Raw genomic sequence first — 23439 nt, 5'->3', positions numbered from 1 at the left:
GGCCCTCGTTCCAGTGAAGAAGGGCCCTGACGGAACGCCTCGCGGGAACTGCGGTTCACAGCTCCGGAGAGCCGGGACACATCGTGAGAGCGGCAGTTGCTCTCATCACCCCTGGGTGCCGTCGCGGTTGATGGGGTAGAGGCCGAGGACGTCGTCGGGGTTGGCAGGGTCGACGCCCTTGACGTCTCCGACGTAGAGGGTGACGCGGGCCTTGTAGCGGTCGAGGGCGGTGCGGTTGTTCATGAACGTGCCGAGGCCGAGGGGGTTGGTGTTCTTGTAGTCGAAGATGGGCTTGCGGCCGGCGGGGGCGGCGACGTCGGTGCGTGCGCTCCAGGTGCCGATGGAGTTGGTCTGGGCGTCCTTGGACAGCAGCCAGCTCAGGTAGAGCTTGGCGGCGGCCTTGTGGGGGGCCTGCTTGAGGATGGCGTCGGTCTGCGGCCAGGTGACCCAGGGGCTGTGCTGGGGGATGCTGGTGGTGGACAGGCCGGAGTAGCTGCCGGCGCTGGCGAAGTTGGCGACGTATCCGTCGGTGCCGACCGTGTCGGAGGCGGCCTGGGAGCCGCGGACGAACTTCGGGTGCTGGGCCATGAGCTTGCTCAGGTAGCCGAAGCCGTACTTGTCGGTGAGCTGCTTGAAGTAGTAGAGGACGGCGTCGTCGTCGTTGGGGTAGGTGAAGACGAGCTTGTTCTTGAACTCGGGCTTGAGGAAGTCCTTGGCTTCGACGGGTGCGTTGCCGCCGAGCGTGGTGGCGGTGACGTTGGCGAAGCCGAAGAACATCGCGCCGGTGTAGTAGCCGTCCTTGTCCTTGATCTTGTTGTAGACCTTGTCCCAGCCGACCGGCTTGTACTTCTCCAGCACCCCTTCCTTCTTCCAGCGGGGGAAGTCGTCGAGGGTCTGCAGCTGGGCGATGTCCGCGACGACGTGGTGCTCGGCGATCTGGTTGTCGATGCGGGCGTCGTGGTACTTGCTCAGGTCCGTGACCATGTTGACCTTCATCTTCGGGAACTTCTTGACGAAGGCGTCGCGGAGGTAGTCCGACTGGTAGGGCGTGTCGCCGCCGGCGTAGATGATCACGGTCCCGCCTTCGGCCAGGGCCTGCTGGTACAGCTTCTGCAGCTGCGCCTGCTCGGTTGCACTGCCGGAGGAGGTGTCGGCGAGAGCGGCGGTGACACCGCCGGCCAGCACGCTGAGCGTGAGGGTTCCGATCAAGGTCTTGCGCATGGCGTTCATGACAGCTCCCAGGAGTCTCAAGTACTTCAACTTTTGAGTATTTGCGGCACGGCTCAACCTAGGGCAGGGAACTCAAAACTTCAAGCAATCGGAGGAATTGCTTAAAAGTTGAAGTAACGGTAGGGTGTCCGCATGGAGGAAACCCGCTGGCTGGACGCCGAGGAACAACGCGCCTGGCGCGCCTACTGCAGCGCCAGCGCACTTCTGGAAGACACCCTCGACCAACAGCTGAGAAGCACGCTGGGGGTCCCTCAGGTGTACTACGCGGTGATGACCCGCCTCTCCGAAGCCCCCGGCCGGAGCCTGCGCATGACGGACATCGCGGAACAGCTGAAGATCTCCCGCAGCCGGCTCACCCACATGATCCGCCGGCTGGAGGAGGAAGGCTGGGTGCGCCGAGAGGGCTGCCCTACCGACAAGCGCAGCCAGTTCACCGTCCTGACGGACGAGGGTATGGCCGCCGTGGAACGGACCGCACCAGGCCATGTCAACACCGTCCGCGCCGCAGTCTTCGACCGCCTCACCACCCAGCAGGCCCGCTACTTCGCCGAGATCTGCGAGACCATCCTCGGTGCCCTGACCGACCCTCACGGTCCCGCCGCCACCGGCCTGCCGTGGCGCCGCTGAGCGAAAGCTGCCAGGACGGCGGCCGACGTCCAGCCCCGGGCCGGGCCCTCGATGGTTCCGAACAGCAGTGCCACACACCCCGTGATCAGCAGAGCCGAGCCCGGTGCGTCCAGCCTGATCGGACTCCGGCCGGGCCGCGGCGCGACGTACGCCGCGCAGGCCGACAGCGCGGCGGCGATCGGTATGTAGACCCAGAAGAGCGCGCGCCAGGGCAGGTACTGCAGGATCAGCGCCCCACCCGCGTTTCCCAGGCACCGCCCACCGCCTGCGACGCGCCCCAGACCGCGACGGCGGCGGCACGCCGTGACGCGGGGAGGCCGTGCAGCAGCAAAGACATGGAGGCCGGCATGAGCAGGGCCGCGCCGGCCCCGCCCAGCGCCCGCCCGGTGAGCAGCAGCGTCACATCCGGGGCGAGCGCGGACACAGCGGCGCCCGCGGCGAAAAGCCCGAGGCCACCCAGGAGGGCGCCCTTGGGGCCGAGGCGGTCGCCCAACGCCCCTGCGGGGACCAGCAGAGCCCCGAAGACGATGACGTAGGAGTCGACGATCCACAGCAGTGGGGTGGGCGACGGGTGCAGGCCACTCGCTGACAGCCTGGGTATCGCGAGGTTGATGGCGGCGACGAGCGACTGGACGGTCATCACGCAGCCGCACATCACCAGCAGCAGGCCGCGTGCTCTGCGAGGTGCTGCGCCGGTGACGGAGCGCACTGCGGGGTCGGCTGCTGTTGTCGCCTGTTCTCGCGTGCGTCTCGTGAGTTGCCCGGCGCGTCCGGGGCGGGGACATCGGCCATGCTGGCGACCGCCTAGCCCGAGGTGCGCCCGACGCGTCGCCGGTTGCCCACGGAGACCGCGAGCAGGCCGCCGGCCAGAGCGAGGTTCTTGAGGAAGTCGCCCTGCATCCGGGTGCGCCCCGGCCCGTCCGGCTGGGTCCAGAAGGGGAAGGCGGCGAGCGTCGTGGGCACCAGTGAACCGGTGAGGGCCGCCGCGCAGGCCGCGGGGACGATGCCGGCCGCGAGCGCGGCGCCCGCGGTGACATGGACGGCCGCGTTGGCCCGTACCAGCTGGCGGTCCGTGAACCGGTCCAGGACCGGGGCCGTACGGCGGCACCGCGTCAGGAAGGTCTGGGCCCCCTGCGCGGGGCCGTCCGGGTGCCGCCACACATGGCGGCCCCCGGAGACGAAGACGGCGGCCAGGGCGAGCCGGGCGAGGACGCGGCCCACGTCGTCGTAGCGCGGTGGGGTGTCAGGCATTCCATGGATCCCTTCGCAGATGGCGGTCGAAGAAGCGCTCGACGAGTGCGGGGGTCAGCACTGCGGTGCCCTCGACGTCCGGCGCGCGGGAGGAGAGCACAGTCGCCGTCATCGGGTGCAGTTCCCAGTCGCCGGTGTTGAGGAAGCCGTGGTCGGCGCCGTGGACCAGCAGCAGATGGGACTCGGCGCCCGCGGCCACCAGGGCGTCATGGAGCCGACGGCTCTGTGCCGGGCCGATGAGGAGGTCGGCGTCGCCGTGCAGCAGCAGCACGGGCGGCACACCCGGACGGACCTGCCGGGCCGGGCTCGCCTCGGTGGCGGTGGCGGGCCGCTCCGCCGGGCGTCCGCCGAGCAGCCCCCACGCCGGGTCGGAGGGGTCGACCCCCAGCACGCCACCCGGTAGGGCGTCGTCGTTCAGGGACGGCAGATCCGTCGGGGGATAGCCGGCCACGACGGCGCGTACGGCGGGGCAGTCGTCCGTGAACGCGGCGAGCAGGGCGATATGGGCGCCGGCCGAGCTGCCCCACAGTCCGATCGCGGAGGGATCGAGGGCGTACTCGTCGGCGATGTCGTGCAGATGGCGCAACGCGTCGGTGACATCGTGCAGTTGGGCGGGCCACAGGGAGACTTCCGAGGACCGGTACTCGATGTCCGCCATGGCGTAGCCGCGTTCGGCGAACAGCCGCGTCAACCGGGGTCCGTGGCCGCGTCGTTGCATCCGCCAGCCGCCGCCCGTCAGCCATACGATCACCGGCGTGGGCGTCGGGGCGGGCGCCGGCAGATACAGGTCCATGCACAGGTCCGTGCCGTACCCGAGGTCGCGCACCACCCGGACGGGCGCCGCGTCGACCCTCTCGGCGGGACGCGGTGCCCGGCTGAGGCCCTCCATGAAACGGCCCATGACATCGGCGTTGTTCGCCAGCACAGCCGAGATGTCGTGCGTGGTGTCACCGGTCACCGGCTCGTCCCGTCCTTACCGGCGTCAGCGGCAGGAGCCTCGCGCGCCGCTCGGCCCGGTGCTCGGTGAGCCGCCGCTGGTAGTCCGGGGCGAGCAGGTCCTCGGTCCACTCCATGGCGTGGTCGAGCGTGACGTCGACAGCCGTGACCCCGGGGAGTCGTGCGAGCCGTTCACGGGCCTCGTTGGCGAAGGAGCCCAGCAGCATGCAGGTCGGGTCGGTGAGCCCGAATCTCACCCCGATCCGCTGACCGCCTGCGCCGTCGTCGTCGACCTGGATACCGGTGATCAGCCCCATGTCGTCCATGCCGGCCGGGACGCCGGCGGTGATGCTGCACGGGTCGACGATGGTGTTGAGCACTTCCCGGACCCGGTCCTCCGTGATGCCGCTCATCACGCCACCACCACCGGCTCGGGCTCGACCTTCCCGCCCCACGGCGCCGCCAGCTCGCCGGTGTCGAACTCGTCACCCGCGATCGTAGCCCGTAGTTCGTCCTCGTCGATGCCGTGCAGCCGCAGGAAGTTGCGGCCGAGGATGTCCTTCTTCGCCTCGGGGGTCAGCGGCTCCACACCGCGTTCCTCGATCAGGTCCCGCGGCGTTTCCATGTTCCAGAAAGCCTCGATGAGCGGGCGGGGATGGGCGGCGATGACTCCGGTGCCCCAGATGACGCGCCTGGCGCCGCCGGGTACGGCGAGGAAGGCGCCGATCGCCTCGGCGAAGCGGCGCGGAGCGGTGCGGGCCAGGGCGGAGGTCACCTCCAGGTTGACGACCACGTTGTGGGCGCACTCCATCAGCATCGCCGTCTCCTCGACGAACGCCAGCCCCCCGTGCACCACTTCGAAGGTGAGGTCGGGGAACGCCGCGGCGGCGCCCTCGATGTCGTCGATGCGCAGCGCGTGGGCCGGGCCGGGGCCGACCGGGAGCGCCTTGTGGATGCCGATGACCTTGAGTCCGCGCTCCCGGGCCCGCTCGAACACCGGGAAGCACACCTCGGGATCGCTCATGTCCAGTGACCTGACCCGGCCGTCGACCAGGTCGATCGGGTAGAGCTTGAGGGCGTTCACCTTGTGTTCGTCGACCAGCTCGTCGACCCGGTCCACCGCGCCGGGACGCAAGGGGGAGACAGCGCCGTAGACCAGTACCCGGTTCGGCCACAGCTCGCGCATCTCAAGGCCGGTGGAGAGCGGGGAGCCGCCGTCGCGGAAGTGCCCGTAGATGGGTGTCTCGTGGTAGACGACGAAATCGGTCTGGCTCTCGGCCAGGATCGCCCGCCCGATGGTCTCGGCGCTCGCGCCGTGGTTCAGGTAGAGCGACTTCTCGATGGCATAGCCGGGACCGCCGAACCGCTGATGCTGGTGGTACATGTGTTCGCCGATCGCACGGCCGAAGGCCGGGTTGACGCAGTTCTCCGGCAGGAAGTTGTAGTCGTGGGCCACGCCCTCGACGACCAGGGTGTCCTCGATCACCGTCTGCTCCTTTGTAGATGACGTGCGGGGTGCGTGCTCATGCCAGAAGGTCCGCGATGGTCTTGAGTGCCTCGACCGCGAGGCGTTCGTCGGTGGCTCCGTCGGCGCCGCCGATTCCGATGGCGCCGATGACCTCGCCGTCGTCCACGGTGATCGGCACACCGCCGGGTACGGGCAGGAGCTGGGCGTCGACCAGGTGCACCGGGGCCACCGCCATCGCCGGGGAGGCGGCGAAGTCGGCGAACAGGGCGGTCGGCATGCCGGTGACGGCGGCGGTGTAGGCCTTGCGGCGCGCGGTCTCGATGCCGATGGGGCCCAGGCCGTCGTCGGCGAGCAGCACCTTGGGTGTGCCGGCGCGGTTGACGACGACAGCGCACACGCGCGTGCCCTCGGCCCGGGCCGCCTCCAGCGCCGCCTCGGCGGCCCCGTACGCGATGGCATAGGTCAGCGGTTCCCTCATCTGGCGGTCCTCTCACTTCAGCGGGTTCACGGTGGCGCCCGAAGCGGCCGGGATCCCGCGGATCAGGTCCGACGCCTTCTCGGCGACGGCGATGACGGTGGCGTTGATGTTCGCTCCGGGCACGCTCGGCAGCACGGAGGCGTCGACGACGCGCAGTCCCTCGATGCCGCGCACCCGCAGGGCGGCGTCGACGACGGCGCTCTCCGAGGTGCCGATGGCGCAGGTACCGCAGGAGTGGTTGGCGGAGGAGCCGCTCTGGCGCAGGTACTGCTCGAAGTCGTCGTCGGTGCGCACGTCGGGCGTCGGTGCGAGCACCTCCCCGATCATCGGGGCGACCTCGGGGCTGCGCAGGACGGCCAGTGTGGTGCGTACGGTCTCCCGCAGGGCGGCGACGTCCTCCGGCTCGGTCAGGAGATTGAACGTGATGCGCGGCGGGGCGCTCGGATCGGTGGAGCCCAGCCGGACGTGGCCGCGGCTGCGGGGGGTCGCGACGGCGTTGAGGGCCACGCAGTGGCGGTCCTTCAGCGGTCGGACGCCGGGGAACCAGGGCCGGGCGCCGAAGCCGCCGCCCAGGATGCCGAGGAACCCGTCGGGCCGGTCGAGGCCGGGCCGGGTGCGGACGTAGGCGGACAGGAACTCGGGCATCTGGGCCAGGGGGCCGCCGCCGGTGAGAAACCAGCGCACCGCGCCCACCGCCAGCCGGTCGGCGCGCAGGTGCTCGTGGAAGGTCACCGGATCCTTGACGTCGAACAGCACGGGCGCCGCCGGGTGTTCCTGTAGGTTGGCGCCGACGCCGGGCAGGTCGACCAGCGGCTCGACGCCTAGCTCGCGCAGGTGGTCCGCCGGGCCGATGCCCGAACGCATCAGCAGCTGGGGCGAGTTGTAGGTGCCGGCGCTCACCACCACCTCTCGGGCCGCCCGGATCACCCGGGAGCGCCCGTCCTTCACCACCCGTACACCGCTCGCGCGTCCGCCTTCCAGGACGGCCGTGTCCACCAGCACCCCGGTGAGCAGGGTGAGGTTGGGACGCCGTCGCAGCGCCGGGCGCAGATAGGCGGCGGCGGTGCTGTGGCGCCGGCCGCGGTGGATGGCGTTCTCGATCTGGCCGGCGCCGGTGGGGTCACCACTCTGGGTGTCGTCGGGGAACTCGATGCCCAGCGACCGGGCGGCGCGGTCCAGCCGCTGCCCGAACGGACCCCGTCGGACAGTGGTCGACACGCTGACGGGCCCGTACCCGCCGTGATGCTCGGTGTCCCCGCGCCAACTGCTCTCCGTGCGGCGGAAGTACGGCAGCAGGTCGTCCCAGCCCCAGCCGGTCGCGCCGGCCTTGACCCAGTCGTCGTAGTCGAGGCGGTGGGCGCGGACATGGGTCGAGCCGTTGATCGAGCCGGTCCCGCCGACCAGCCGGCCGCGTGGCACCTGGATGCGCCGGCCGTTCAGCCCCGGCTCGGGCTCCGACTCGTATCCCCAGCTGATGTCCTTGCGGGCGGAGAGCAGGCCGACGCCCAGGGGCAGCCGGACGAGCAGATCGCGGTCGGCGGGCGGGCCGGCCTCGATCAGCAGCACTCGGGTGCCGGAGTCGGCCGCCAGGCGCGCGGCGACGACGCAGCCGGCGGTGCCCGCGCCGATGACGACGTAGTCGTACTCGGTGGCGTGCCGGGCGGTCATGAGGAAGGTCCGGACATCATCGTCTCCTTCGACCTGGGAGAACGCGCGGGGAGGCAGGAGGCCTGGGATGCGGTGTGGTGGTCGCTCGTGAGGTGCGCGTTCTCGGCTGTGATCGGCGAGGCATGGGACAGGCCACGGGCGGCTCATCGCCTCGGTGCCGGTCAACGTAACAGCGCGTCCGAGTTACGACCAGAGGTCTGCAAGTAGTTCATCAAAGCAGGTCGAACCCGTTGACAGTTTTTCATCAGGGTCGTACAACGGCTGGAAACGCCATGTGGGCCAAAGCCACCTGCTGCTTGTGCCCGAGCCGTGGACGAAGGACCGCCACACCCGGTGGGTCCCCGTAGGACAGGGGCACGAGTGAGCCTGAGCCGCTGGCTCGCTCCAGACCTGCGGAGCCTTCGGCGGCCCTGCTTCCGATGCCCTGCAGCAGGGCGTCCCCCTGCCTCAATGCCGAGGAGATGGTTCACCATGACCGAGACCACCGAGACCACGGTTCCCGACACGGGGACCGGCTACGGCCGCAAGCCCGCCTCCCACGACGCCCGGCTGACCGAGGTCGGCCCCGGCACGCCGATGGGCGAGGCGCTGCGCCGCTACTGGCATCCGATCGCCTGCTCCGACGCGCTGACCAGCGACCTTCCGCACCGCATCCGGACGCTGGGCGAGGACCTGATCGTCTTCCGGGACGGCCAGGGCCGGCCGGGCGTCGTCTTCGAACGCTGCGCGCACCGCGGCAGCAGCCTCTTCTACGGCCGGATCGAGGACGACGGCATCCGCTGCTGCTACCACGGCTGGAAGTTCGACGTGCAGGGCCACTGCGTGGAACAGGCCTGTGAACTCGACGGCGGCCGCCGCCGCGGCCTCGCGCGCCAGCCGTGGTACCCCGTGGAGGAGCGATACGGCCTGGTCTTCGTCTACATGGGCCCGCCCGAGCACAAGCCCCCGCTGCCGCGCTTCGACAGCCTGGAGGACCTGGGGGAGGGCGAGAGCTACTACACCAACTGGATGGCGCCCGGCACCGAGGTCGTCGGCCTGGAGCAGGACTACAACTGGCTCCAGCTCTTCGAGAACGCGGTCGACCCCGTGCACGCCGCCTGGCTGCACTCCAACCACAGCGGCTTCCAGTTCACGGGCACCGGCACGACCGGCTTCCCCGAGAGCTACTACGACCACCGCACCGCCGCCGAGCGCACCGCCTACCACCGGACCGAAAAGGGGGTGAAGTACACCTGGCGCTACCAGGACACCAAGGGCCCCGGCGGCGCGCTCGTCGACATGGAGTGGATGGCGGAGTGCATGCTGCCGAACATCCTCGGCCTGCCCGACTTCGTCACCTCGACCCCGAACGGCCGCAACGACATGCTGATCTGGGTGGTCCCCATCGACGACACCCACCACCGGATGATGTTCTCGATCCGCTCCACGAGCCCCGAGCGGGCCGCGTCGTTCGTCTTCGGCATCAAGCAGAACGGCAAGAACGGCTGGGAGCTGACCGACGAGGAGAAGCAGCGCTTCCCCGGCGACTACGAGGCCCAGCGCTCGCAGGGCGACGTCACCCAGCACTCGGAGGAGACCCTGGCCCCCTCCGACAAGGGGGTCGTCATGCTCCGGCGCATGCTGCGCACCATGGTGGACGACGTCGAGGCCGGACGGACTCCGGTCGGTGTCGGCGCCCCCGGCGACCCGGTCCGCCGCGTTGAGGCCGGCCTGTCCATCCGGCCGAAGCGGACGGAGGACGCCCTGGACGAGGCGGCGGCACCCTCGGTGGCCGGCACGTGAGCACCGCCTGGACGGACGTGGTCGTCGTCGGCCGGCACGACGCCACCCCCCGCATCGCCGTCTTCGACCTCGCCCGGGCCGACGGCGGCGAGCTGTGGGAGTACGAGCCCGGCGCCCATGTCGACGTGAGCGTCGGGGAGGCGGGACTGGTCCGGCAGTACTCCCTGTGCGGACCGCCCGGCCTGCGCAAGCAGTACCGGATCGCGGTCCTGCACGATGCCGCCTCGCGCGGCGGTTCCCGGGCGATGCACTCCCTCGCCGAGGGCGACACCCTGCGGATCGCACCGCCCAGGAACCGCTTCGGCCTGACGTCCGCGCGCCGGCACCTGCTGCTCGCGGGAGGCATCGGCATCACCCCGCTGCTGTCGATGGCCCAGACGCTCGACGCCACCGGCGGCGACTACCAGCTGCACTACTGCGCCCGCAGCCGGAGCGACGCGGCCTTCGTCGCCGAGCTGGAGAACCATCCGCGGGTCACCCTCCACTTCGACGACCAGGCCCCGGAGCAGCTCCTCGACCTGGGGCGCGACGTGGGGGAACCCGTCCCGGGCGCCGCGGTCTACGTCTGCGGTCCCGGTGGGTTCATGGACCACGTGCTGGGGCGGGCGGCCGAGCTGGGATGGCCCGCGTCCGCCCTGCACAAGGAGCGCTTCAGCGCCTCGCCGCCCGCCGCCGAGCCCGACGGGGGAGGGGAGGGCGGATTCACGGTGCGTCTGTCCTCGACGGGAGCGCAGTACCCGATCCCCGAGGACCAGAGCGTCCTCGACGTCCTGCTGGCCAACGGCGTCGAAGCCCCCTACTCGTGCGGCCAGGGCATCTGCGGCGAGTGCATCGTCCGGGTGCGCGCCGGCGACCCCGACCACCGGGACGACATCCTCACCGACGACGAGCGCGCGCAGGGTCTGTTCACCCCGTGCTCGTCACGGTCCCGGTCCCCGATCCTGGAGCTGGAGCTGTGACCACCTCATCGACAACCGATACAGCCACGAAGGCCCACCCCGCCCCGGCCACGGTCGAGGAGGCCGAGACCGCGTGGCTCGCCGCACAGACGCTCCCGGACCCGGAGCCGGCGATCCGTGCCCTGCTGCACCCCGACTGCGTCATCGTGCACTCGCCCGTCGGTCATATCCACGGCGCGGACGACTGGCTGGCATACGCACAACGCATGGGCCCGACCAGCCAGGTGGACACCTTCGACGTGACCGTCCAGGGGCTCGGCACCACGGCCGTGGTCAGCTGCCTGCAGGAGATGCGCGTCGCCTTCGTACCCGACCTGACCCCGTTCGTCATCCAGGCCGCCGTCACCAGGGTCTGGGTACGGTCACCGTCGGACGGCTGGCAGCTGGCGCATCTGCAGATGGCCCGCCGGCTGCCCCCTGGATGACAGCCCCCGTCACCCCCACCGGGGTCAGTCCTCGGGCTCGCCGTTCACCGGCGGGCCCTCGTCGGCTGCGCCCTCGGCGAGTGCAGCGACGATGCGGGCCACCTGGTCCGCGTAGGCGTCGACGAACTCCGGCGAGGTGGGGTCCTGCCCGGTGAGTTCACGCGCGATCCACGGGAGAGCCACCGGGGCGACCGAGGCGGCGAAGAAGACGAGGGAGAGGGCCCCGACGTCGAGGTCACTGCGGAACTCACCGCGCGCCTGCCGCTCACGCATGTCCTCGATGTTCTTGAACAGCTCGGCGGCCCGCTCGTCCTCGGCGGGCGGGCGCAGGCCGGGGTTCTCGCGGGTCAGCATGTGCGTCCACGCCGGGTCCTCACAGGCCCAGTGCACGTAGCGCCGGACGGCCTCCGCGAAGGTGTGCGTCCGGCCCACCCGCATGGATTCCTCGAGCCACTGCTCGCTCAGCGCCTCGTACAGCCCGCGCTTGCCCCCGAAGTAGTAGGTGATCAGCTGATGGCTGACACCGGCCCGCTCCGCGATACGGACGACCCTGGCACCGTCGAACCCGTGCGCGCCGAACTCCGCGCCGGCCGCGGCCAGGATGGCGCGCCGCGTGCCCACGGGATCCCGCTGGCGTCCGGGGTCGTCGGGGGATCTCCGGCGCTGCCGCCTGCCGGACGGTGCCGCCGGTTTCCCTGGTGTCGTCTCCTCCGCTGCCACAGGGACGACCCTACCGGCGGTGTTGTTGGACAGGCCAACGATCCTGGAACGCCAACGCACTCCGGCCGTGTTCGTCTCAACCGGTCGCGCCGACAGTTCGACGTCTCGGTCGGCTATCTGTGGCACGCGCCGCACACCCAGATCTACGGCGAACTGCGCAAGCTGGAGACCGCCGGGCTGGTCGAGGGCGAGGAGGTGCCGCGCGGCGAGCACGCGAAAAAGCGCCGGTACAGCCTCACCGAGGCGGGCCACGACCAGTTGCGGGCCTGGATGAACGAGGTCGGGGAACCGCGGCGCGAGCGCGACCCGCAGCGCCTGCGGGCCGCCTACTTCGAGTGGGCGGACCCGGAAGCGGCACGGGCCCAACTGGAGGTGCACGCACGCTTCCACGAGGAGGCGCTGGCGTCCGCCTGCAGGGCGCCGATCACTCACAGCCTCGATGACCTCCGCGGGGACATCGCCCGGTCCGTCCGGGCGCTGTCGGCGGCGGACGGGGTGTCCGCGCAGGAGTAGTGGGGCCCTCATCCGCCAAGCGGGTCGTGTGCGGGAATCTGATCGGGCGGGGATGTGCGGGCGGCGGGTGGTGGTCCGGCGGCGTCGGACTTGACCTGGCGGAGAGGAGTCCGATGATGGCCGGGTGAGGACACAGAACGGCGAGTCGGTTCTCGCGAGAGTCGTGCGGATCTTCGAGGCGTTCACACCGGAGGAGTCGGCGCTGACCGTCTCGGAGATCTCCCGGCGCACGGGGCTGCACGTGGCGACCGCGTCGCGGCTGGTGGCCGAGCTGGTTTCGTACGGCTTCCTGACCCGCGACGCCGACCGCCGGGTCCGTATCGGCACGCGCCTGTGGGAGCTGGGCACCCGGGCCTCGCCCACCCTGTCGCTGCGCAACGCGGCCATGCCGTTCATGGAGGGCGTCCACGACGTCGTCGGCCACCATGTGCAGCTCGGAGTGCTGGACGGTGACGAGGTGCTCTTCCTGGAGCGGCTCACGGCACCGGGCGCGGTCGTCAACTACACCCGGATCGCGGGCCGTCTGCCGCTGCACGCCTCCTCCAGCGGCCTGGTCCTCCTCGCCCACGGCCCCGCCGACCTGCGTCGGCGGGTGCTTGACGGGCCCCTGCACCGCTACACCCCGAACACCCCCGCCACCGCGCCGCGGCTGCGGGCCGTGCTGGCCGAGGCCCGCCGCCAGGGCTACGCGTACTGCCCGGGATACGTCCATCCGGACGCCCTGGGCGTCGCGGCGCCGGTGCGCGACGCGCGCGGGGAGGTGGTGGCCGCGCTGGCGGTGATCGTCCCCAACGAGGCGGGGGCCTCGTCCGTCGTGCCGGTGGTGCGGACCGCGGCACGCGGTGTCTCACGTGCGCTGGGAGCCCCGGACGTCCAGGGTCGGGACGCGGGTGACCCGCGTGACGGCACGACCGTCGAATGAGACGTGCCGAAAAACTTGTCTCTCACTGATTGAGAATGCCGTCGCGACCGTCCGCCGCCACCGCGCATCCTGCGTGCAACCCAACGACGGGAGGCGACAACGTGGTCGGAACCAGCGTGGTTGCGCACACCGGTTCAGGCGTCGGCGCAGGTCGGTCGACGCCGGGGAACGCGGCGACCTTGACGGTCTGCGGCAAGGAGGACGTCGCCGAGGGCGTCGTGTCCCTCACTCTCGCACACCCGGAGGGCGCCCGGCTGCCGGACTGGACGCCCGGTTCCCACATCGACCTGGTGCTCCCGGACGGGACGACGCGCCAGTACTCCCTCTGCGGCGACCGCTGGGACGCGCACACCTACCGCGTGGCCGTCCTGCGAGAGCCCGCCGGCCGGGGCGGATCCGCCTACGTGCACGACGAGTTGACGCCGGGAGACCTCGTCGGGGTCGGCGGACCGCGCAACCACTTCCCCCTCGTACCGTCCAAGAAGTACCTCTTCGTCGCGGGCGGCATCGGCATCACCCCGCTGCTGCCGATGGTCCACCAGGCCGAACTCCTGGGGGCCGACTGGCAGTTGCTGTACGGCGGGCGTACGCGGTCATCGATGGCCTTCCGTGAGCAACTGGCCGAGGCATACGGCGAGCGGGTGCACGTCGTTCCGCAGGACGAACTCGGACTGCTGGACCTGGCGGCCTGGCTGGGCACACCGCGACCCGACACCAAGGTCTACTGCTGCGGCCCGGGCCCGCTGCTTGCCGCCGTGCAAGGGGCGTGCGCCTCCTGGCCCCCGTACGCCCTGCGCACCGAGCGTTTCACCTCCGCCGTACAGACCCCGCCGGTGCGCAGGACGCCCTTCGAGGTCGAGCTGCGCCGCACGGGACGCACCGTCACCGTCACCCCGGACGAGTCCGTGCTGGAGGCGGTGCGCCGGGCCGGCGCCGACGCGCTGTCCTCCTGCGAGCAGGGCACCTGCGGAACCTGCCTGACACCGGTGCTGGAGGGACAGCCGGACCACCGGGACTCGGTCCTCGCCGACCACGAACGCGCCGCGAACGACTGCATGTTCCTGTGCGTGTCCCGCTCCTGCGGCGACCGTCTCGTCCTCGACCTGTAACCCCCTCACCGAACTGTAGGAGCCGCGATGACCGAGGCACTGGAGCGGGCCGTCGTACCGACCGTCAGCGACGCCGACCCGTTCACCCACGAAGCCCTGCTCGACCCCGAACCGCTGCACCGAGCCCTGCGCGAGGCTGGACCGGTCGTGTACCTCTCCCGCTACGACGTCCACGCGCTGGCCCGCTACGAGCAGGTGCACAGCGCCCTGGTGGACTGGCAGCACTTCGAGTCGGGCTCGGGCGTCGGCCTGGCCAACTTCCGGCACGAGAAGCCGTGGCGCCCGCCGAGCCTGCTGCTGGAGGCCGACCCGCCCCAGCACGACGCCCCACGCCGGGTACTGCGCGAGATCCTCGCCCCGCCCGCGCTGCGCCGACTGCGCGAGACGTGGCATGGCGTCGCCGGGGAACTCGTCGACCAAGTCCTCGCCCAGGGAAACGAGTTCGACGCCTTTACGGCCCTGGCGGAGGCGTTCCCGCTGCGGGCCTTCCCGGACGCGGTGGGTCTGGGCCCGGACGGCCGGGAGAACCTGCTGCCGTACGGCAACATGGCCTTCAACGCCTTCGGCCCGCGCAACGACCTCGTCGCGGCGGATGCGCACCGGGTGGCCGACCTGTCGGCGTGGGTGAACGCCCAATGCGCACGACAGGCGTTGAGTGAGGACGGCTTCGGGGCCGCCATCTGGGCAGCCGCCGACCGCGGCGACCTGACGCACGAACAGGCACCGTTGGTGGTGCGCTCCCTGCTCACCGCCGGCATCGACACCACCGTCCACGGCCTGGCGGCCTGCCTGTACGCCTTCGCCACCCACCCCCAGGAGTGGCAACTGCTTCGGCAACGGCCGGAGTTGGCGCGAGCCGCGTTCGACGAGGCGGTCCGCTGGCAGTCACCGGTGCAGACCTTCTTCCGTACCGCCACCACCGACGTCACCATCGCCGGCACGCTCATCCCCGCCGACACGAAGATCCTCATGTTCCTCGGCGCGGCCAACCGCGACCCGGACCGATGGCACGACCCCGACCGCTTCGACCTCACCCGCGACCCCTCCGGGCACGTCGGTTTCGGCATGGGCATCCACCAGTGCATCGGCCAGCACGTGGCCCGCCTGGAGGCCGAAGCATTGCTGACCGCCCTGGCCCGCCGCGTCGAACACATCGACCTCACCGGCACACCACACCGCCACCCCAACAACACCCTGCGCTCGTGGGCGTCCCTGCCTCTGCGCGTCCGCCCGGCCGTCTGAGCAGTCGCCTCAGAGGAAAGTGAAGGTCCCAGCAATGTCCCAGCAGGTACGAGGCGTCGTCGCGCGGGCGAAGGGCGAGCCGGTGCGGGTGGAGACGATCGTGATCCCCGAGCCGGGGGTGAAGGCGTGACCGACGTCGCGCCCGGCGCTGCGTAATCCTCAACTGGTGTGCGGTGTGCGGTGTGCGGTGTGCGGTGTGCGGCCAGTGCCGGGCCTGCCCGCTGCCCTGGGCATCGGTGCCGGCCTCCCCTCAGTTCATCGACCGCTACGCCGAGCAGCCGGCGCGGGTGATGTACGCGCTCGCGGAGGCCCCTGAAGAGGGACCCAGGGGAGGGGATCCCTCCTCGGGGCGTCTTTGAGGCGCTGGAGGAGATCATCCGGGCGGCAGACGACGCGCGAGTTGCATGTGGGCCAGCCGCCAGTCGGCCCCGTCCGGCGCCCAGACCCGGGTGACGGCTGCCTCGTGACCCACCTCAGGACGGGTCACGCCGTCACTTCAGCCGACGGATGGCGTGGTCCTCGACGTAGGCGGACAGCGCGGTGTCGGTCCACTCCCGGCCGATCCCGCTCTGCTTGACACCGCCGAACGGCATACGCAGATCCAGCGCGTCGAACGAGTGGCTGTTGATGAACGTGCTGCCGGCCTCGATGCGACGGGCCATCGCGAGCCCCCGCTCCGGGTCCGTGGTCCACACCGACGAGCAGAGCCCGTACTCACTGTCGTTGGCCCAGGAGACCACCTGCTCCTCGTCGTCGTATGCGATCAGCGGGATGACCGGGCCGAACTGCTCCTCGCACGACACCGGAGCCGTGTGCTCAACGTCGCGCACCACGTGGGGCAGCACGTAGTAGCCGTTGTCCCAGGAGGACGGGTCGAGCTTGCGGCCCAGTTCCAGCAGGGTCGCCGACGAGTTGCGGGTACGCTCCAGCAGGCCGAGCACCTTCTTGTACTGAGCTTCGTTGTTGAGCGGCCCGAAGGACGCCCGCTGGTCCAGGCCGTGGCCCACGGCGTACTCGTCGACCCGGTCGCACAGGGCGTCGGCGAACTCCTGGTACCTGCCGCGCGGCACGTAGACGCGCTTGACGGCGAAGCAGATCTGGCCGCTGCGGGTGAAGACGCCTTTGAGTATCCGGTCGAGGACGGCGTCGGTGTCGGCGTCGTCCAGGATGATCGCCGGGTCGTTGCCGCCCAGCTCCAGGGTGATGTTCTTGATCGTCGGGGCGGTGGACTCGATGACCTTCCGGCCGGTGGCCGTGCCGCCGGTGAACACCACCTTCCGCACCAGCGGGTGGCCGCTCAGGGCGGCCCCGACGTCGCCCTCGCCGTGGACCACGTTGAGCACCCCGGGCGGCAGACCGGCCGCGATCTTCTCCAGGACCAGCGTCAGGGCGGCCGGGGCGAACGGCGACGGCTTGAGGACGAGGGTGTTGCCGGTGACCAGCGCGGGCGCGAGCTTCATCATCGTCAGGACCACGGGCATGTTCCACGGCACGATCGCCGCCACGACACCCCGGGGGACCTTCTCCACGCTGATGAAGCTCTGCGCGTCGTCGAACTGGACGGGACGGAGGAAGTCCTTCGCGAGGCTCACGTTGTTCTGGAGCGTCCCGGCGCCCAGGGCGAAGTCGGCCTGCGCCTCCCAGAGGACACCGCCGTGCTCACGCACGAGCAACGGGGCGAGTTCGCCGGCACTGCCCGCGACGAGTTCCGCGGCGGCCAGCAGTTTCCGGACGCGCTCGGAGACGGGCGTGTCCCGCCAGCCGGGAAAGGCCGCGTGCGCGGCGCGGACCGCGCGGTCCACGTCCTCGGCCGTGCCGACGGCGACCTGGGCGACGACATCGTCGAGTCGCCCCGGATCGTGTAGGTCCCGGAAATCGCCGGCCGACATCTCACCGCCGATCAGATGGCCGATCTGCGGCACAGCGTCCTGGGTCGTCATGGGGGAGCCCCTTTCGGTGCGGAACGGCGTTGTTCGTCACACTGCCGACCTGGCCACACGCGGTGCCGACCCGGATGGACGGCGACCGCTGCACAAGCGTGGCCTTTCGATGCTGACGGCGCGCCCGCGACTGCGCAAAAGGGCATTTTGATCAATGGAATGCCTTGTTCGGCCCCCCGGCCCCCCGGATGATCAAGTCGGCGTCCTGCAGCCTGTGTTGGGGAGTCGGTATCGGTCGCCTGCGACACTCATGGTTGATGCCGTGCGTCGGACGAACCCGACACACACTCGCCACACGGAGTTCGAAGTAACACCACGAAGTCCGCCGTGCGACCTCTATACGCTCGAATCCATCCCCTTGATCCCGTACTGGAAGGTGCCATGAGCACAGGCGAACTGATCCAGTCCACCCGCCGACGACTCGGCCGCGTCGGCGTGCTCCTCGACACCCGCCTCGACGGCCCCTTGCCGCCCGCGCAGGTCCAGCGGGAGATGCTGGCCAGGGTCGAGGAGATGGGCTACGGCTCGGCATGGACGAACGAGGCCATCGGCGGCAAGGACGTCTTCGCGCAGCTCGGCATCTGGCTCGCGGCGACCGACCGCATGGTGGTCGGTTCCAGTATCGCCAACATGTGGGCACGACCGGGGCGAACCATGCACGGGGCCGCGGCCGTGCTGGCAGACGGCTATCCCGGACGATTCGTGCTGGGTATCGGCACCGGCAAAGCGTTCCAGGCGGACGCCGTCGGTCTGCGCTACGACCGGCCCCTGACGCAACTGCGCGACTACCTCGACCAGATGGAGGCGCCGCCCCTGAGTATCGCGCCCCCGCCGGGCGCACAGTACCCCCGGCTGCTGGCGGGGGTGGGGCCGAAGATGCTCGCGCTGGCCGGCGAGCGCGCCGACGGCGCGTTGCCCGCGGCGCTACCGCCCGAGCGGATCGCCGCGGTCCGGGAGGCCCTCGGACCGGACAAGCTGCTGATCCAGTCGCTGGCGGTCGTGCCCGACACCGATCGGCAGCGCGCTCGGGACCTCGCCCGCATCATCGTGCGCGCGATCGTCAAACGCGCCGAGAAACAGTACGTGCGCACCCTCGGACAACTGGGCTTCACCGAGGAGGAGGTCACCGGCCTCGACGACCGGGTGCTCGACGCTCTGGTCGTCTACGGTAACGAGACTGTTATCGCCAAGCGCGTCGGCGAATATCTCGACGCCGGCGCCGACCACGTCGTGATCTCGGCAGCGGCCACCGACCTGGTGACCGTGACGGACCATTACGAACGCTTGGCACCGGCGGTGTTGGGCTCCTGACAGGAATCGGGTACCAGCACCGCTGACGGCATCACGGCGAGCCAACGGACAGCAGCGTTGTCCGGGCCGGAACCGTCTTCGGATACTCGCGGGGACACTGCCTGCCACTGCGGTCGGCAGCCTGAGACAGCCGATCGCCCGGGTGGCGGCCGCGTCCGCGGCAGACGCACAGGCCGCTGCCACGGCGGCGGGCGAAGCGCTCGGGGAACGGGCGTCGCTACCCCCCGCTCGCCGTTGATCGGTACTCGAGCGTGCCGCCGCACTCCTGGGCGAGCGCGCGGACGAACTGTCCGCGTCGATGGGGAGGGAGATGGGGGCCACGCGCCCCTGGTGCCTGTTCAACGTCCGACTTGGTGAGCGCGAAGTGGCCGAGGTGGTTGGTGCCGAAATGCGTCTCGAAGCCGTTGACTCCACCGTCGTCCGGGCCCACCAGCACGCCGCGGGAGCACTCGAAAGGGGGCCGCAGGCCGTAACGAACCACCCGATCACGCACTCGGACGCTCCCGCGGCGGGCTGAGCACAAAGATCCACCTGGCCGCAGACCGTCATGCACGGCCCCTGGCTCTGGCCGTCACCGCGGGGCAGGCCGGTGACGCGCCCGCTTTCGAGACGGTCATGGCCCGCGTCCGGGTGCCCAGGACGGGCCCCGGCCGGCCCCGGACTCGCCCCACAATGGTCCTGGCGGACCGCGCGTACTCATCCCGCGCGATCCGCGGCCACCTGCGCCGCCGGCAGATCCGCGTGGTCATCCCGCAGCCATCGGACCAAGTAGGGCACCGTCTTCGAGACGCTGCACGGCATCCTGCTCGCCGAGTCGCACGCGGCCGACGCCCTGGACTGGACCCGGGCCTGCGTGGATGCCTCCCACATCCGCGCGAAAAAGGGGGCGAGGCGACCGGCCCACCACCGGTCGACCGCGCAAAGACGGGCAGTAGACACCATCTGATCTGCGACGGGAAGAACACCCCCGTTCAAGGGAGCTGCTCGCCCGGCGGTAGCTTGAAGCGGTCGAGAGATCCGTTCAGCCGATGGTGAAGCGCTGGTTCTGGGCGCCTCGGTCGCAGCGGGCAGTGCGGTAGTAGCCGTTGTCCTGCTGGTAGAGGCAGCGGCCCGTGCCGACGCTTTGGAGCATGATGGCGCTGCGGGCGGCGGGCTGGACGGTGCGCCACTTCTGGTATGAGCCGCCGTTACAGCGCAGGGGGTAGACGTCGCCCCGGTCATTGCTGTCGAGGCAGCGGCCCCAGGTGTAGTTCGTAAGAGTGGTGTTGGTGTTGAGGCGGCCGTTCCAGTGCCACAGGATGCTGCCGCGTCCGGAGTCGCAGCGGTCGCCCTTGAGGCCGGTTTCGTCGTTCTCGCGCAGGCAGTCACCGTAGCGGTAGTTCGCGAAGCGGCTGGTGGCGGTGGCAGCCGAGGCGGGTGTGGGGGCGAGGAGGGGGAGGGCGAGGCCGGCTGCGGCGATGAGGGCGGCGAACGAGTCGGGCGGCGCACTGGGGGTCTCCTTACAGCGGTTTTCAGAGGTACCTCGACAGGATCCCCGAACCTCACCGCCTACGCCTGAAAAATGGGGAAAACCCCCGGATCGAGTCACTCATGCCGGCCGATCCGGTCCGGGGACGGCGCTGGGCCGATCACCGCGGCACGCTCGGGCCATCGCGTGGAAGTACCGCACCAACTCGCCCTGGCGGGACCTCCCCGAGGAGCTCGGCTCGTTCCAGACGGCCCATAAGCGGCTGATCAGGTGGGCCCCGACGGCCCGACCGGCGGCTACTTCGACACCGAGGGCACGATGCCCTGGTGTGAGACCACAGCTGCACGCGCCGGGGGTGGCGCGCCCTCGGCGCGCAGTCGCGCCCCGGCCTCCCGGGCCGGCTCGGTGAACTGCCCAGCAGCAAGTCGGAGGCGGCTCCACCGGACATGTCGATGCTCGGCCCGCTGGCTCTGGCGGTCGGGAACGGCGTCACGGTCGGAGGGTCTGGATTGCGCGTCGCGGTTCCTGTCGCCGCGTCACTGCGGCGGCGGTTCGGTCCACGCTGCCGCGACAACGCGGTCTGGAGGTCGTACCGGGGACGCACCGCATGGATCTGTTCTGCCCGGAGGAGGCGGACCCGGAGGTGTCGTTCGTCCGCGAGTATGTTCCGCCGCCTGGCGCGGCCCTCGTGCCCGTCGACATGGCCCCGGGCGACGTCCTCTTCCTTCAACGGCAGCCTCCTCCACGGCTCGCAGCCCCACTGCACCACCGACCGCTTCCGGCGCTCCTTCATCGGCGACTACATGGGCCGCTCCACCGAACGCATCGGCCGCTACCACGATGCGCGGACGATGATCGGCGCCCTTGGCGGTAAGCGAAAGAGGGGGCCCGTGCGGCACGGAGTTCGAGCCGATGGGCGTCCACCGACCGGGGGCCTGGTTCCGGCTCAGCCCAGTTCGAGCAGCCCCAACCACGTCCGGGCGGAGCCGTACGGCCTGCTCGCCGGCACCGGTCTCGCCGACCGCGTCGAAGCCGGGCTCGCCTGTGAGGAGGGCGCACAGCCCGGCCCGTACGACGACGTGGTCGTCCACGATCAGGACGCGCAGCGAAGTGCCGTTCGGGTCGGTCACCGGTGGCCCACCGGGCCCGCCAGGTCGAGGGCGCCCACGGGGAGGCCGGCGCGGGCCAGGGTGCCGCGGCCGGGTGCGCTTCCAGGCGCTACCGGCCGGCTGGCAGGCCGAGGCCCCGGTCGCACGGTTTCCCGGTCGACGCCGTCGGGTCGAAGCCGACGCCGTCGTCCCGTACCTCGACGGTGACGGTCGTGTCGTCGCGGAGGCCCCGGTGATGAGCACCCCTGGTCACCACGCAGACCGTGTTCACGTCGCATGGCTCCTACACGCCGGCGACACTCCCGCCACGGCCGGGGTGCCCTGATCCTCGGTCCCTCAGTGGGTACCACATGGCACATGTCGTAGAAGCCGTCCAGGGCCGTCCATCCAGTCCTGTACGGACATGGGCGCCGCTGCTCCTTGCGCTGGGTGGCCGTCGGCGCTGTGGGACGTGTCGCGAAAGGGCCACGTGCAGGGCGTGAGCTGCTCGACCTGCCTCGTCACGGCACTCGCAAGGCGTCGAGTGCTGTCAGCGCCACATGCAGTTCGGTGCGTTCTTCGCCTGATTCCAGGTCGCGGTCGAGGAGGCGCTCGATCGTGCGCAGACGCTGGTACATGGTTTCGCGTGAGAGGCTGCCCCGGCGTGCCGCGGTGGTCTTGTTGCCGGCCGCGTCGAGGTAGTGGCGCAGGGTCGTCAGCAGGTCGGTGCCGTGGCGGGTGTCGTGGTCGATGAGTCGGCCGAGTTGTCGTTCGGTGTAGTCCTGGACGCGGGTGTCCTCGCGGAGGGCGTAGAGCAGGCGGCGCAGGCCGATGTCCGGCAGTTCGTGGAAGGAGCGGTTCGGGGGGAGGGGCTGGCCGGGCGGCGTGGCTTCGGTGACGCGGGCCGCCTCGCGGAAGGATCGCGCCGTGTCGGGGAGGTCCGTGACTTCCGAGCCGACGCTCACGACTGCTTGCGGAGCCAGGGCCAGGGCGGTTCGGCTCAGGCGTTCGACTACGGGCCGCCAGGGCTGGGAGGGGCGCAGGGCCAGCAGGACGCCGATGCGGTCGGCGGTCAGCTCTCCGACGAGGGCCGGGATGCCTGCCGTCCGCAGTTCCTGGGCGAGGCGGATCTCCGGTTCGGCGCCCTCGGCACCTGTACGGAGGTCAACGAGGATCGCGACGAAGCGACTCTCCTCCGTCGGCAGGCCCAGTGCGGTGCAACGGGCCAGGGCGTCGTCGGGGGAGTGGTGGCGCTGTTCGACCAGGTCACGCAGTGCGTTGCGGTGGGCGGTGCGTTCCCATGGTGTGGGGTGGATGAGGCGGGCGACGGTCAGGGCCATCGCCGTTCGCTCCAAGACGGTGGTGTGCTCCGGGCCGAATGTCGCTCCCTCCGTCTCCGCCGGGAGCATCGCCACCCGGCCCCAGCGCTCGCCCTGGTACTCGACCGGCGTGGCGAGCCAGCCGTCCGGGCCACGTATGTCCGTGTGGTCACCGGGCGGGGTCGCCCTGGAGCGCTGCTCCCAGTCCGTGAGGGCTTCCTCCACCGTGCTGCCGGACGGTTCGCAGATCAGCGCCTGGTGGACGAGGTTCTCCAGGACGACCGTGCGTCCGCTCATCTCGGCCGCCGCGCGCATCACGTCCTCCGGTCCCGCGCCGCGCAGCGTCAGGGCGGTGAACGCCTCGTGGATCCGCTGGGTGCGGCGCATCGCCTCGGCCTGGTTGCCGAGGATGAGCGCGTGGACGACCTGGGTGACCTCCAGGAAGTTGACGTCCTTGGCGAGGGTGATCAGGGGGAGGCCGCGGGCCTGGCAGGCGTGGACGAGGGCCTCGGGCGGGCGGTGGTAGCGCCGTACGAGTTCGATGACCAGGGCCGCGGCTTCGACGTTCGCGAGTTCGTCGACGTAGCGGCGTACGCCCGCCGCGTCGTCGGGCATGGGCATTCCGGTGGTCAGGACGAGTTCGCCGCCCTTGAGGAAGGAGGCGGGGTCCGTCAGTTCGGTGATGTGGACCCAGCGGACCGGCCGGTCGAGGTGGGTGGCGCCGGTGACGACCTGGGGCCGGCCGGCGGCCAGGACCGGGAGGACCAGGGCGTCGGCGACCGTCAGGGCGGGACCGGGCGCGGCGGTCGTCTGGTCTCCGGGAGCGGGTGGGCTCGTCGGGTGATTGTCGTTCACGGTCTCTCCCTGAGTGCCCGGTCACTGTGACAAGCCTCGCTGACCTGCGCAAGAGGTGTTCGGCCTCGGCAGGGCGGCGCGGCCCCTGACACAACGTCCGAGCACCGCGCCCCAGCCGGACAGATCGC

The 23439-nt window shown here is 70.9% G+C and carries 22 protein-coding genes and 4 pseudogenes; 13 read left to right on the top strand and 13 right to left on the bottom strand.

The window, feature by feature from the left end; genetic code table 11:
* Positions 1-105: 105 nt before the first annotated feature.
* Positions 106-1221, bottom strand: coding sequence for an ABC transporter substrate-binding protein (locus tag ACZ5SK_RS06750; protein ID WP_334581979.1), 1116 nt, complete (start codon positions 1219-1221; stop codon positions 106-108).
* A 141-nt stretch (positions 1222-1362) separates the two neighbouring features.
* Between ACZ5SK_RS06750 and ACZ5SK_RS06745 the strand changes: the two genes are divergently transcribed.
* A complete protein-coding gene (locus tag ACZ5SK_RS06745) occupies positions 1363-1857 on the top strand; it encodes a MarR family winged helix-turn-helix transcriptional regulator (protein WP_334581978.1) in 495 nt (164 codons plus the stop codon).
* A 226-nt stretch (positions 1858-2083) separates the two neighbouring features.
* Here ACZ5SK_RS06745 and ACZ5SK_RS06740 read toward each other — a convergent pair whose 3' ends face one another.
* From ACZ5SK_RS06740 to ACZ5SK_RS06710, 7 genes are all read right to left on the bottom strand, one after another.
* The gene (locus ACZ5SK_RS06740; RefSeq protein ID WP_334581977.1) at positions 2084-2566 is read right to left on the bottom strand and encodes an MFS transporter; all 483 of its coding nucleotides are present in this window, start codon (positions 2564-2566) and stop codon (positions 2084-2086) included.
* Between the two features lie 95 nt (positions 2567-2661).
* Positions 2662-3108, bottom strand: a complete 447-nt coding sequence (locus ACZ5SK_RS06735; RefSeq protein ID WP_361702648.1) for a DoxX family protein — start codon at positions 3106-3108, stop codon at positions 2662-2664.
* Positions 3101-4066: an alpha/beta hydrolase fold domain-containing protein gene (locus ACZ5SK_RS06730; RefSeq protein ID WP_468417053.1), complete on the bottom strand. Its 966-nt coding sequence runs from the start codon at positions 4064-4066 to the stop codon at positions 3101-3103. The genes ACZ5SK_RS06735 and ACZ5SK_RS06730 overlap by 8 nt, the downstream gene beginning before the upstream one ends.
* Entirely contained in the window at positions 4056-4457 is a 402-nt protein-coding gene (locus tag ACZ5SK_RS06725) for a metal-sulfur cluster assembly factor (protein WP_361702652.1), read from the bottom strand. Before ACZ5SK_RS06725 ends, ACZ5SK_RS06730 begins: the two co-directional genes overlap by 11 nt.
* Complete coding sequence (locus tag ACZ5SK_RS06720; RefSeq protein WP_468158440.1) at positions 4457-5530, bottom strand: amidohydrolase family protein; 1074 nt, start codon at positions 5528-5530, stop codon at positions 4457-4459. The genes ACZ5SK_RS06725 and ACZ5SK_RS06720 overlap by 1 nt, the downstream gene beginning before the upstream one ends.
* 37 nt (positions 5531-5567) lie before the next feature.
* A complete protein-coding gene (locus ACZ5SK_RS06715; protein ID WP_334581972.1) occupies positions 5568-5990 on the bottom strand; it encodes a GlcG/HbpS family heme-binding protein in 423 nt (140 codons plus the stop codon).
* Between the two features lie 12 nt (positions 5991-6002).
* Complete coding sequence (locus tag ACZ5SK_RS06710) at positions 6003-7658, bottom strand: GMC family oxidoreductase (protein ID WP_361702655.1); 1656 nt, start codon at positions 7656-7658, stop codon at positions 6003-6005.
* Positions 7659-8129: 471 nt separating this feature from the next.
* Here ACZ5SK_RS06710 and ACZ5SK_RS06705 point away from each other — a divergent pair, with 471 nt between their 5' ends.
* Genes ACZ5SK_RS06705 through ACZ5SK_RS06695 form a run of 3 tightly spaced genes read left to right on the top strand, consistent with a single transcriptional unit; the run spans position 8130 to position 10824 of the window.
* A complete protein-coding gene (locus ACZ5SK_RS06705; protein ID WP_334581970.1) occupies positions 8130-9440 on the top strand; it encodes an aromatic ring-hydroxylating dioxygenase subunit alpha in 1311 nt (436 codons plus the stop codon).
* On the top strand, positions 9437-10399 hold the full coding sequence (locus ACZ5SK_RS06700; protein WP_468575478.1) for a PDR/VanB family oxidoreductase: 963 nt from the start codon (positions 9437-9439) through the stop codon (positions 10397-10399). The genes ACZ5SK_RS06705 and ACZ5SK_RS06700 overlap by 4 nt, the downstream gene beginning before the upstream one ends.
* The gene (locus tag ACZ5SK_RS06695; protein WP_468575477.1) at positions 10396-10824 is read left to right on the top strand and encodes a nuclear transport factor 2 family protein; all 429 of its coding nucleotides are present in this window, start codon (positions 10396-10398) and stop codon (positions 10822-10824) included. The genes ACZ5SK_RS06700 and ACZ5SK_RS06695 overlap by 4 nt, the downstream gene beginning before the upstream one ends.
* 24 nt (positions 10825-10848) lie before the next feature.
* Here the strand turns inward: ACZ5SK_RS06695 and ACZ5SK_RS06690 are convergent, their stop codons facing one another.
* Positions 10849-11445, bottom strand: a complete 597-nt coding sequence (locus ACZ5SK_RS06690) for a TetR/AcrR family transcriptional regulator (RefSeq protein ID WP_334581967.1) — start codon at positions 11443-11445, stop codon at positions 10849-10851.
* Here ACZ5SK_RS06690 and ACZ5SK_RS06685 point away from each other — a divergent pair.
* The 5 genes and pseudogenes from ACZ5SK_RS06685 to ACZ5SK_RS06665 all read left to right on the top strand — a co-directional run.
* The gene (locus ACZ5SK_RS06685) at positions 11338-12057 is read left to right on the top strand and encodes a PadR family transcriptional regulator (protein ID WP_457495383.1); all 720 of its coding nucleotides are present in this window, start codon (positions 11338-11340) and stop codon (positions 12055-12057) included. The two genes, ACZ5SK_RS06690 and ACZ5SK_RS06685, sit on opposite strands and share 108 nt — an antisense overlap.
* A gap of 124 nt (positions 12058-12181) precedes the next feature.
* Positions 12182-12979: an IclR family transcriptional regulator gene (locus ACZ5SK_RS06680; RefSeq protein WP_457495384.1), complete on the top strand. Its 798-nt coding sequence runs from the start codon at positions 12182-12184 to the stop codon at positions 12977-12979.
* Between the two features lie 101 nt (positions 12980-13080).
* Complete coding sequence (locus tag ACZ5SK_RS06675) at positions 13081-14088, top strand: PDR/VanB family oxidoreductase (RefSeq protein ID WP_468158441.1); 1008 nt, start codon at positions 13081-13083, stop codon at positions 14086-14088.
* A 27-nt stretch (positions 14089-14115) separates the two neighbouring features.
* Positions 14116-15330, top strand: coding sequence for a cytochrome P450 (locus ACZ5SK_RS06670; protein WP_334581962.1), 1215 nt, complete (start codon positions 14116-14118; stop codon positions 15328-15330).
* Positions 15331-15364: 34 nt separating this feature from the next.
* A pseudogene (locus ACZ5SK_RS06665) lies at positions 15365-15560 on the top strand (hypothetical protein); the annotation flags it as partial.
* A 261-nt stretch (positions 15561-15821) separates the two neighbouring features.
* Here the strand turns inward: ACZ5SK_RS06665 and ACZ5SK_RS06660 are convergent.
* Complete coding sequence (locus ACZ5SK_RS06660; RefSeq protein ID WP_334581961.1) at positions 15822-17270, bottom strand: aldehyde dehydrogenase family protein; 1449 nt, start codon at positions 17268-17270, stop codon at positions 15822-15824.
* 381 nt (positions 17271-17651) lie between these two features.
* Between ACZ5SK_RS06660 and ACZ5SK_RS06655 the strand changes: the two genes are divergently transcribed.
* The gene (locus tag ACZ5SK_RS06655) at positions 17652-18581 is read left to right on the top strand and encodes a TIGR03620 family F420-dependent LLM class oxidoreductase (RefSeq protein WP_468158442.1); all 930 of its coding nucleotides are present in this window, start codon (positions 17652-17654) and stop codon (positions 18579-18581) included.
* A 492-nt stretch (positions 18582-19073) separates the two neighbouring features.
* Positions 19074-19616: pseudogene (locus ACZ5SK_RS06650) on the top strand (transposase); the annotation flags it as partial.
* On the opposite strand, the gene ACZ5SK_RS06645 reads toward ACZ5SK_RS06650, so the two are convergent.
* Positions 19603-20169 (bottom strand): RICIN domain-containing protein, encoded by a 567-nt coding sequence (locus tag ACZ5SK_RS06645; protein ID WP_468575473.1) that lies wholly within the window; start codon positions 20167-20169, stop codon positions 19603-19605. The pseudogene ACZ5SK_RS06650 and the gene ACZ5SK_RS06645 sit on opposite strands and share 14 nt — an antisense overlap.
* A 2-nt stretch (positions 20170-20171) precedes the next feature.
* On the opposite strand from ACZ5SK_RS06645, the pseudogene ACZ5SK_RS06640 reads away from it, so the two are divergent.
* Both ACZ5SK_RS06640 and ACZ5SK_RS06635 read left to right on the top strand, forming a co-directional pair.
* Positions 20172-20326 (top strand): annotated as a pseudogene (locus ACZ5SK_RS06640) (transposase); the annotation flags it as partial.
* Positions 20327-20623: 297 nt separating this feature from the next.
* Positions 20624-20973: pseudogene (locus ACZ5SK_RS06635) on the top strand (phytanoyl-CoA dioxygenase family protein); the annotation flags it as partial.
* 294 nt (positions 20974-21267) lie between these two features.
* On the opposite strand, the gene ACZ5SK_RS06630 reads toward ACZ5SK_RS06635, so the two are convergent.
* Both ACZ5SK_RS06630 and ACZ5SK_RS06625 read right to left on the bottom strand, forming a co-directional pair.
* On the bottom strand, positions 21268-21429 hold the full coding sequence (locus ACZ5SK_RS06630; RefSeq protein WP_361702668.1) for a hypothetical protein: 162 nt from the start codon (positions 21427-21429) through the stop codon (positions 21268-21270).
* Positions 21430-21658: 229 nt separating this feature from the next.
* Positions 21659-23311, bottom strand: a complete 1653-nt coding sequence (locus ACZ5SK_RS06625; protein ID WP_468158443.1) for a PucR family transcriptional regulator — start codon at positions 23309-23311, stop codon at positions 21659-21661.
* Positions 23312-23439 lie beyond the last annotated feature (128 nt).

It is taken from the genome of Streptomyces sp. NPDC031474 (assembly GCF_055581185.1).
Note: the sequence above shows the minus strand (reverse complement) of the source record. Positions and strands in the feature narration are given on the sequence as shown.

What these genes read in the sequence shown, in the direction of transcription:
- ACZ5SK_RS06750 (WP_334581979.1), bottom strand. Translation starts at nt 1,221, where the DNA reads ATGCGCAAGACCTTGATCGGAACCCTCACGCTCAGCGTGCTGGCCGGC.
- ACZ5SK_RS06745 (WP_334581978.1), top strand. Translation starts at nt 1,363, where the DNA reads ATGGAGGAAACCCGCTGGCTGGACGCCGAGGAACAACGCGCCTGGCGC.
- ACZ5SK_RS06735 (WP_361702648.1), bottom strand. Translation starts at nt 3,108, where the DNA reads ATGCCTGACACCCCACCGCGCTACGACGACGTGGGCCGCGTCCTCGCC.
- ACZ5SK_RS06725 (WP_361702652.1), bottom strand. Translation starts at nt 4,457, where the DNA reads ATGAGCGGCATCACGGAGGACCGGGTCCGGGAAGTGCTCAACACCATC.
- ACZ5SK_RS06715 (WP_334581972.1), bottom strand. Translation starts at nt 5,990, where the DNA reads ATGAGGGAACCGCTGACCTATGCCATCGCGTACGGGGCCGCCGAGGCG.
- ACZ5SK_RS06710 (WP_361702655.1), bottom strand. Translation starts at nt 7,658, where the DNA reads ATGACCGCCCGGCACGCCACCGAGTACGACTACGTCGTCATCGGCGCG.
- ACZ5SK_RS06705 (WP_334581970.1), top strand. Translation starts at nt 8,130, where the DNA reads ATGACCGAGACCACCGAGACCACGGTTCCCGACACGGGGACCGGCTAC.
- ACZ5SK_RS06685 (WP_457495383.1), top strand. Translation starts at nt 11,338, where the DNA reads ATGGCTGACACCGGCCCGCTCCGCGATACGGACGACCCTGGCACCGTC.
- ACZ5SK_RS06670 (WP_334581962.1), top strand. Translation starts at nt 14,116, where the DNA reads ATGACCGAGGCACTGGAGCGGGCCGTCGTACCGACCGTCAGCGACGCC.
- ACZ5SK_RS06660 (WP_334581961.1), bottom strand. Translation starts at nt 17,270, where the DNA reads ATGACGACCCAGGACGCTGTGCCGCAGATCGGCCATCTGATCGGCGGT.
- ACZ5SK_RS06655 (WP_468158442.1), top strand. Translation starts at nt 17,652, where the DNA reads ATGAGCACAGGCGAACTGATCCAGTCCACCCGCCGACGACTCGGCCGC.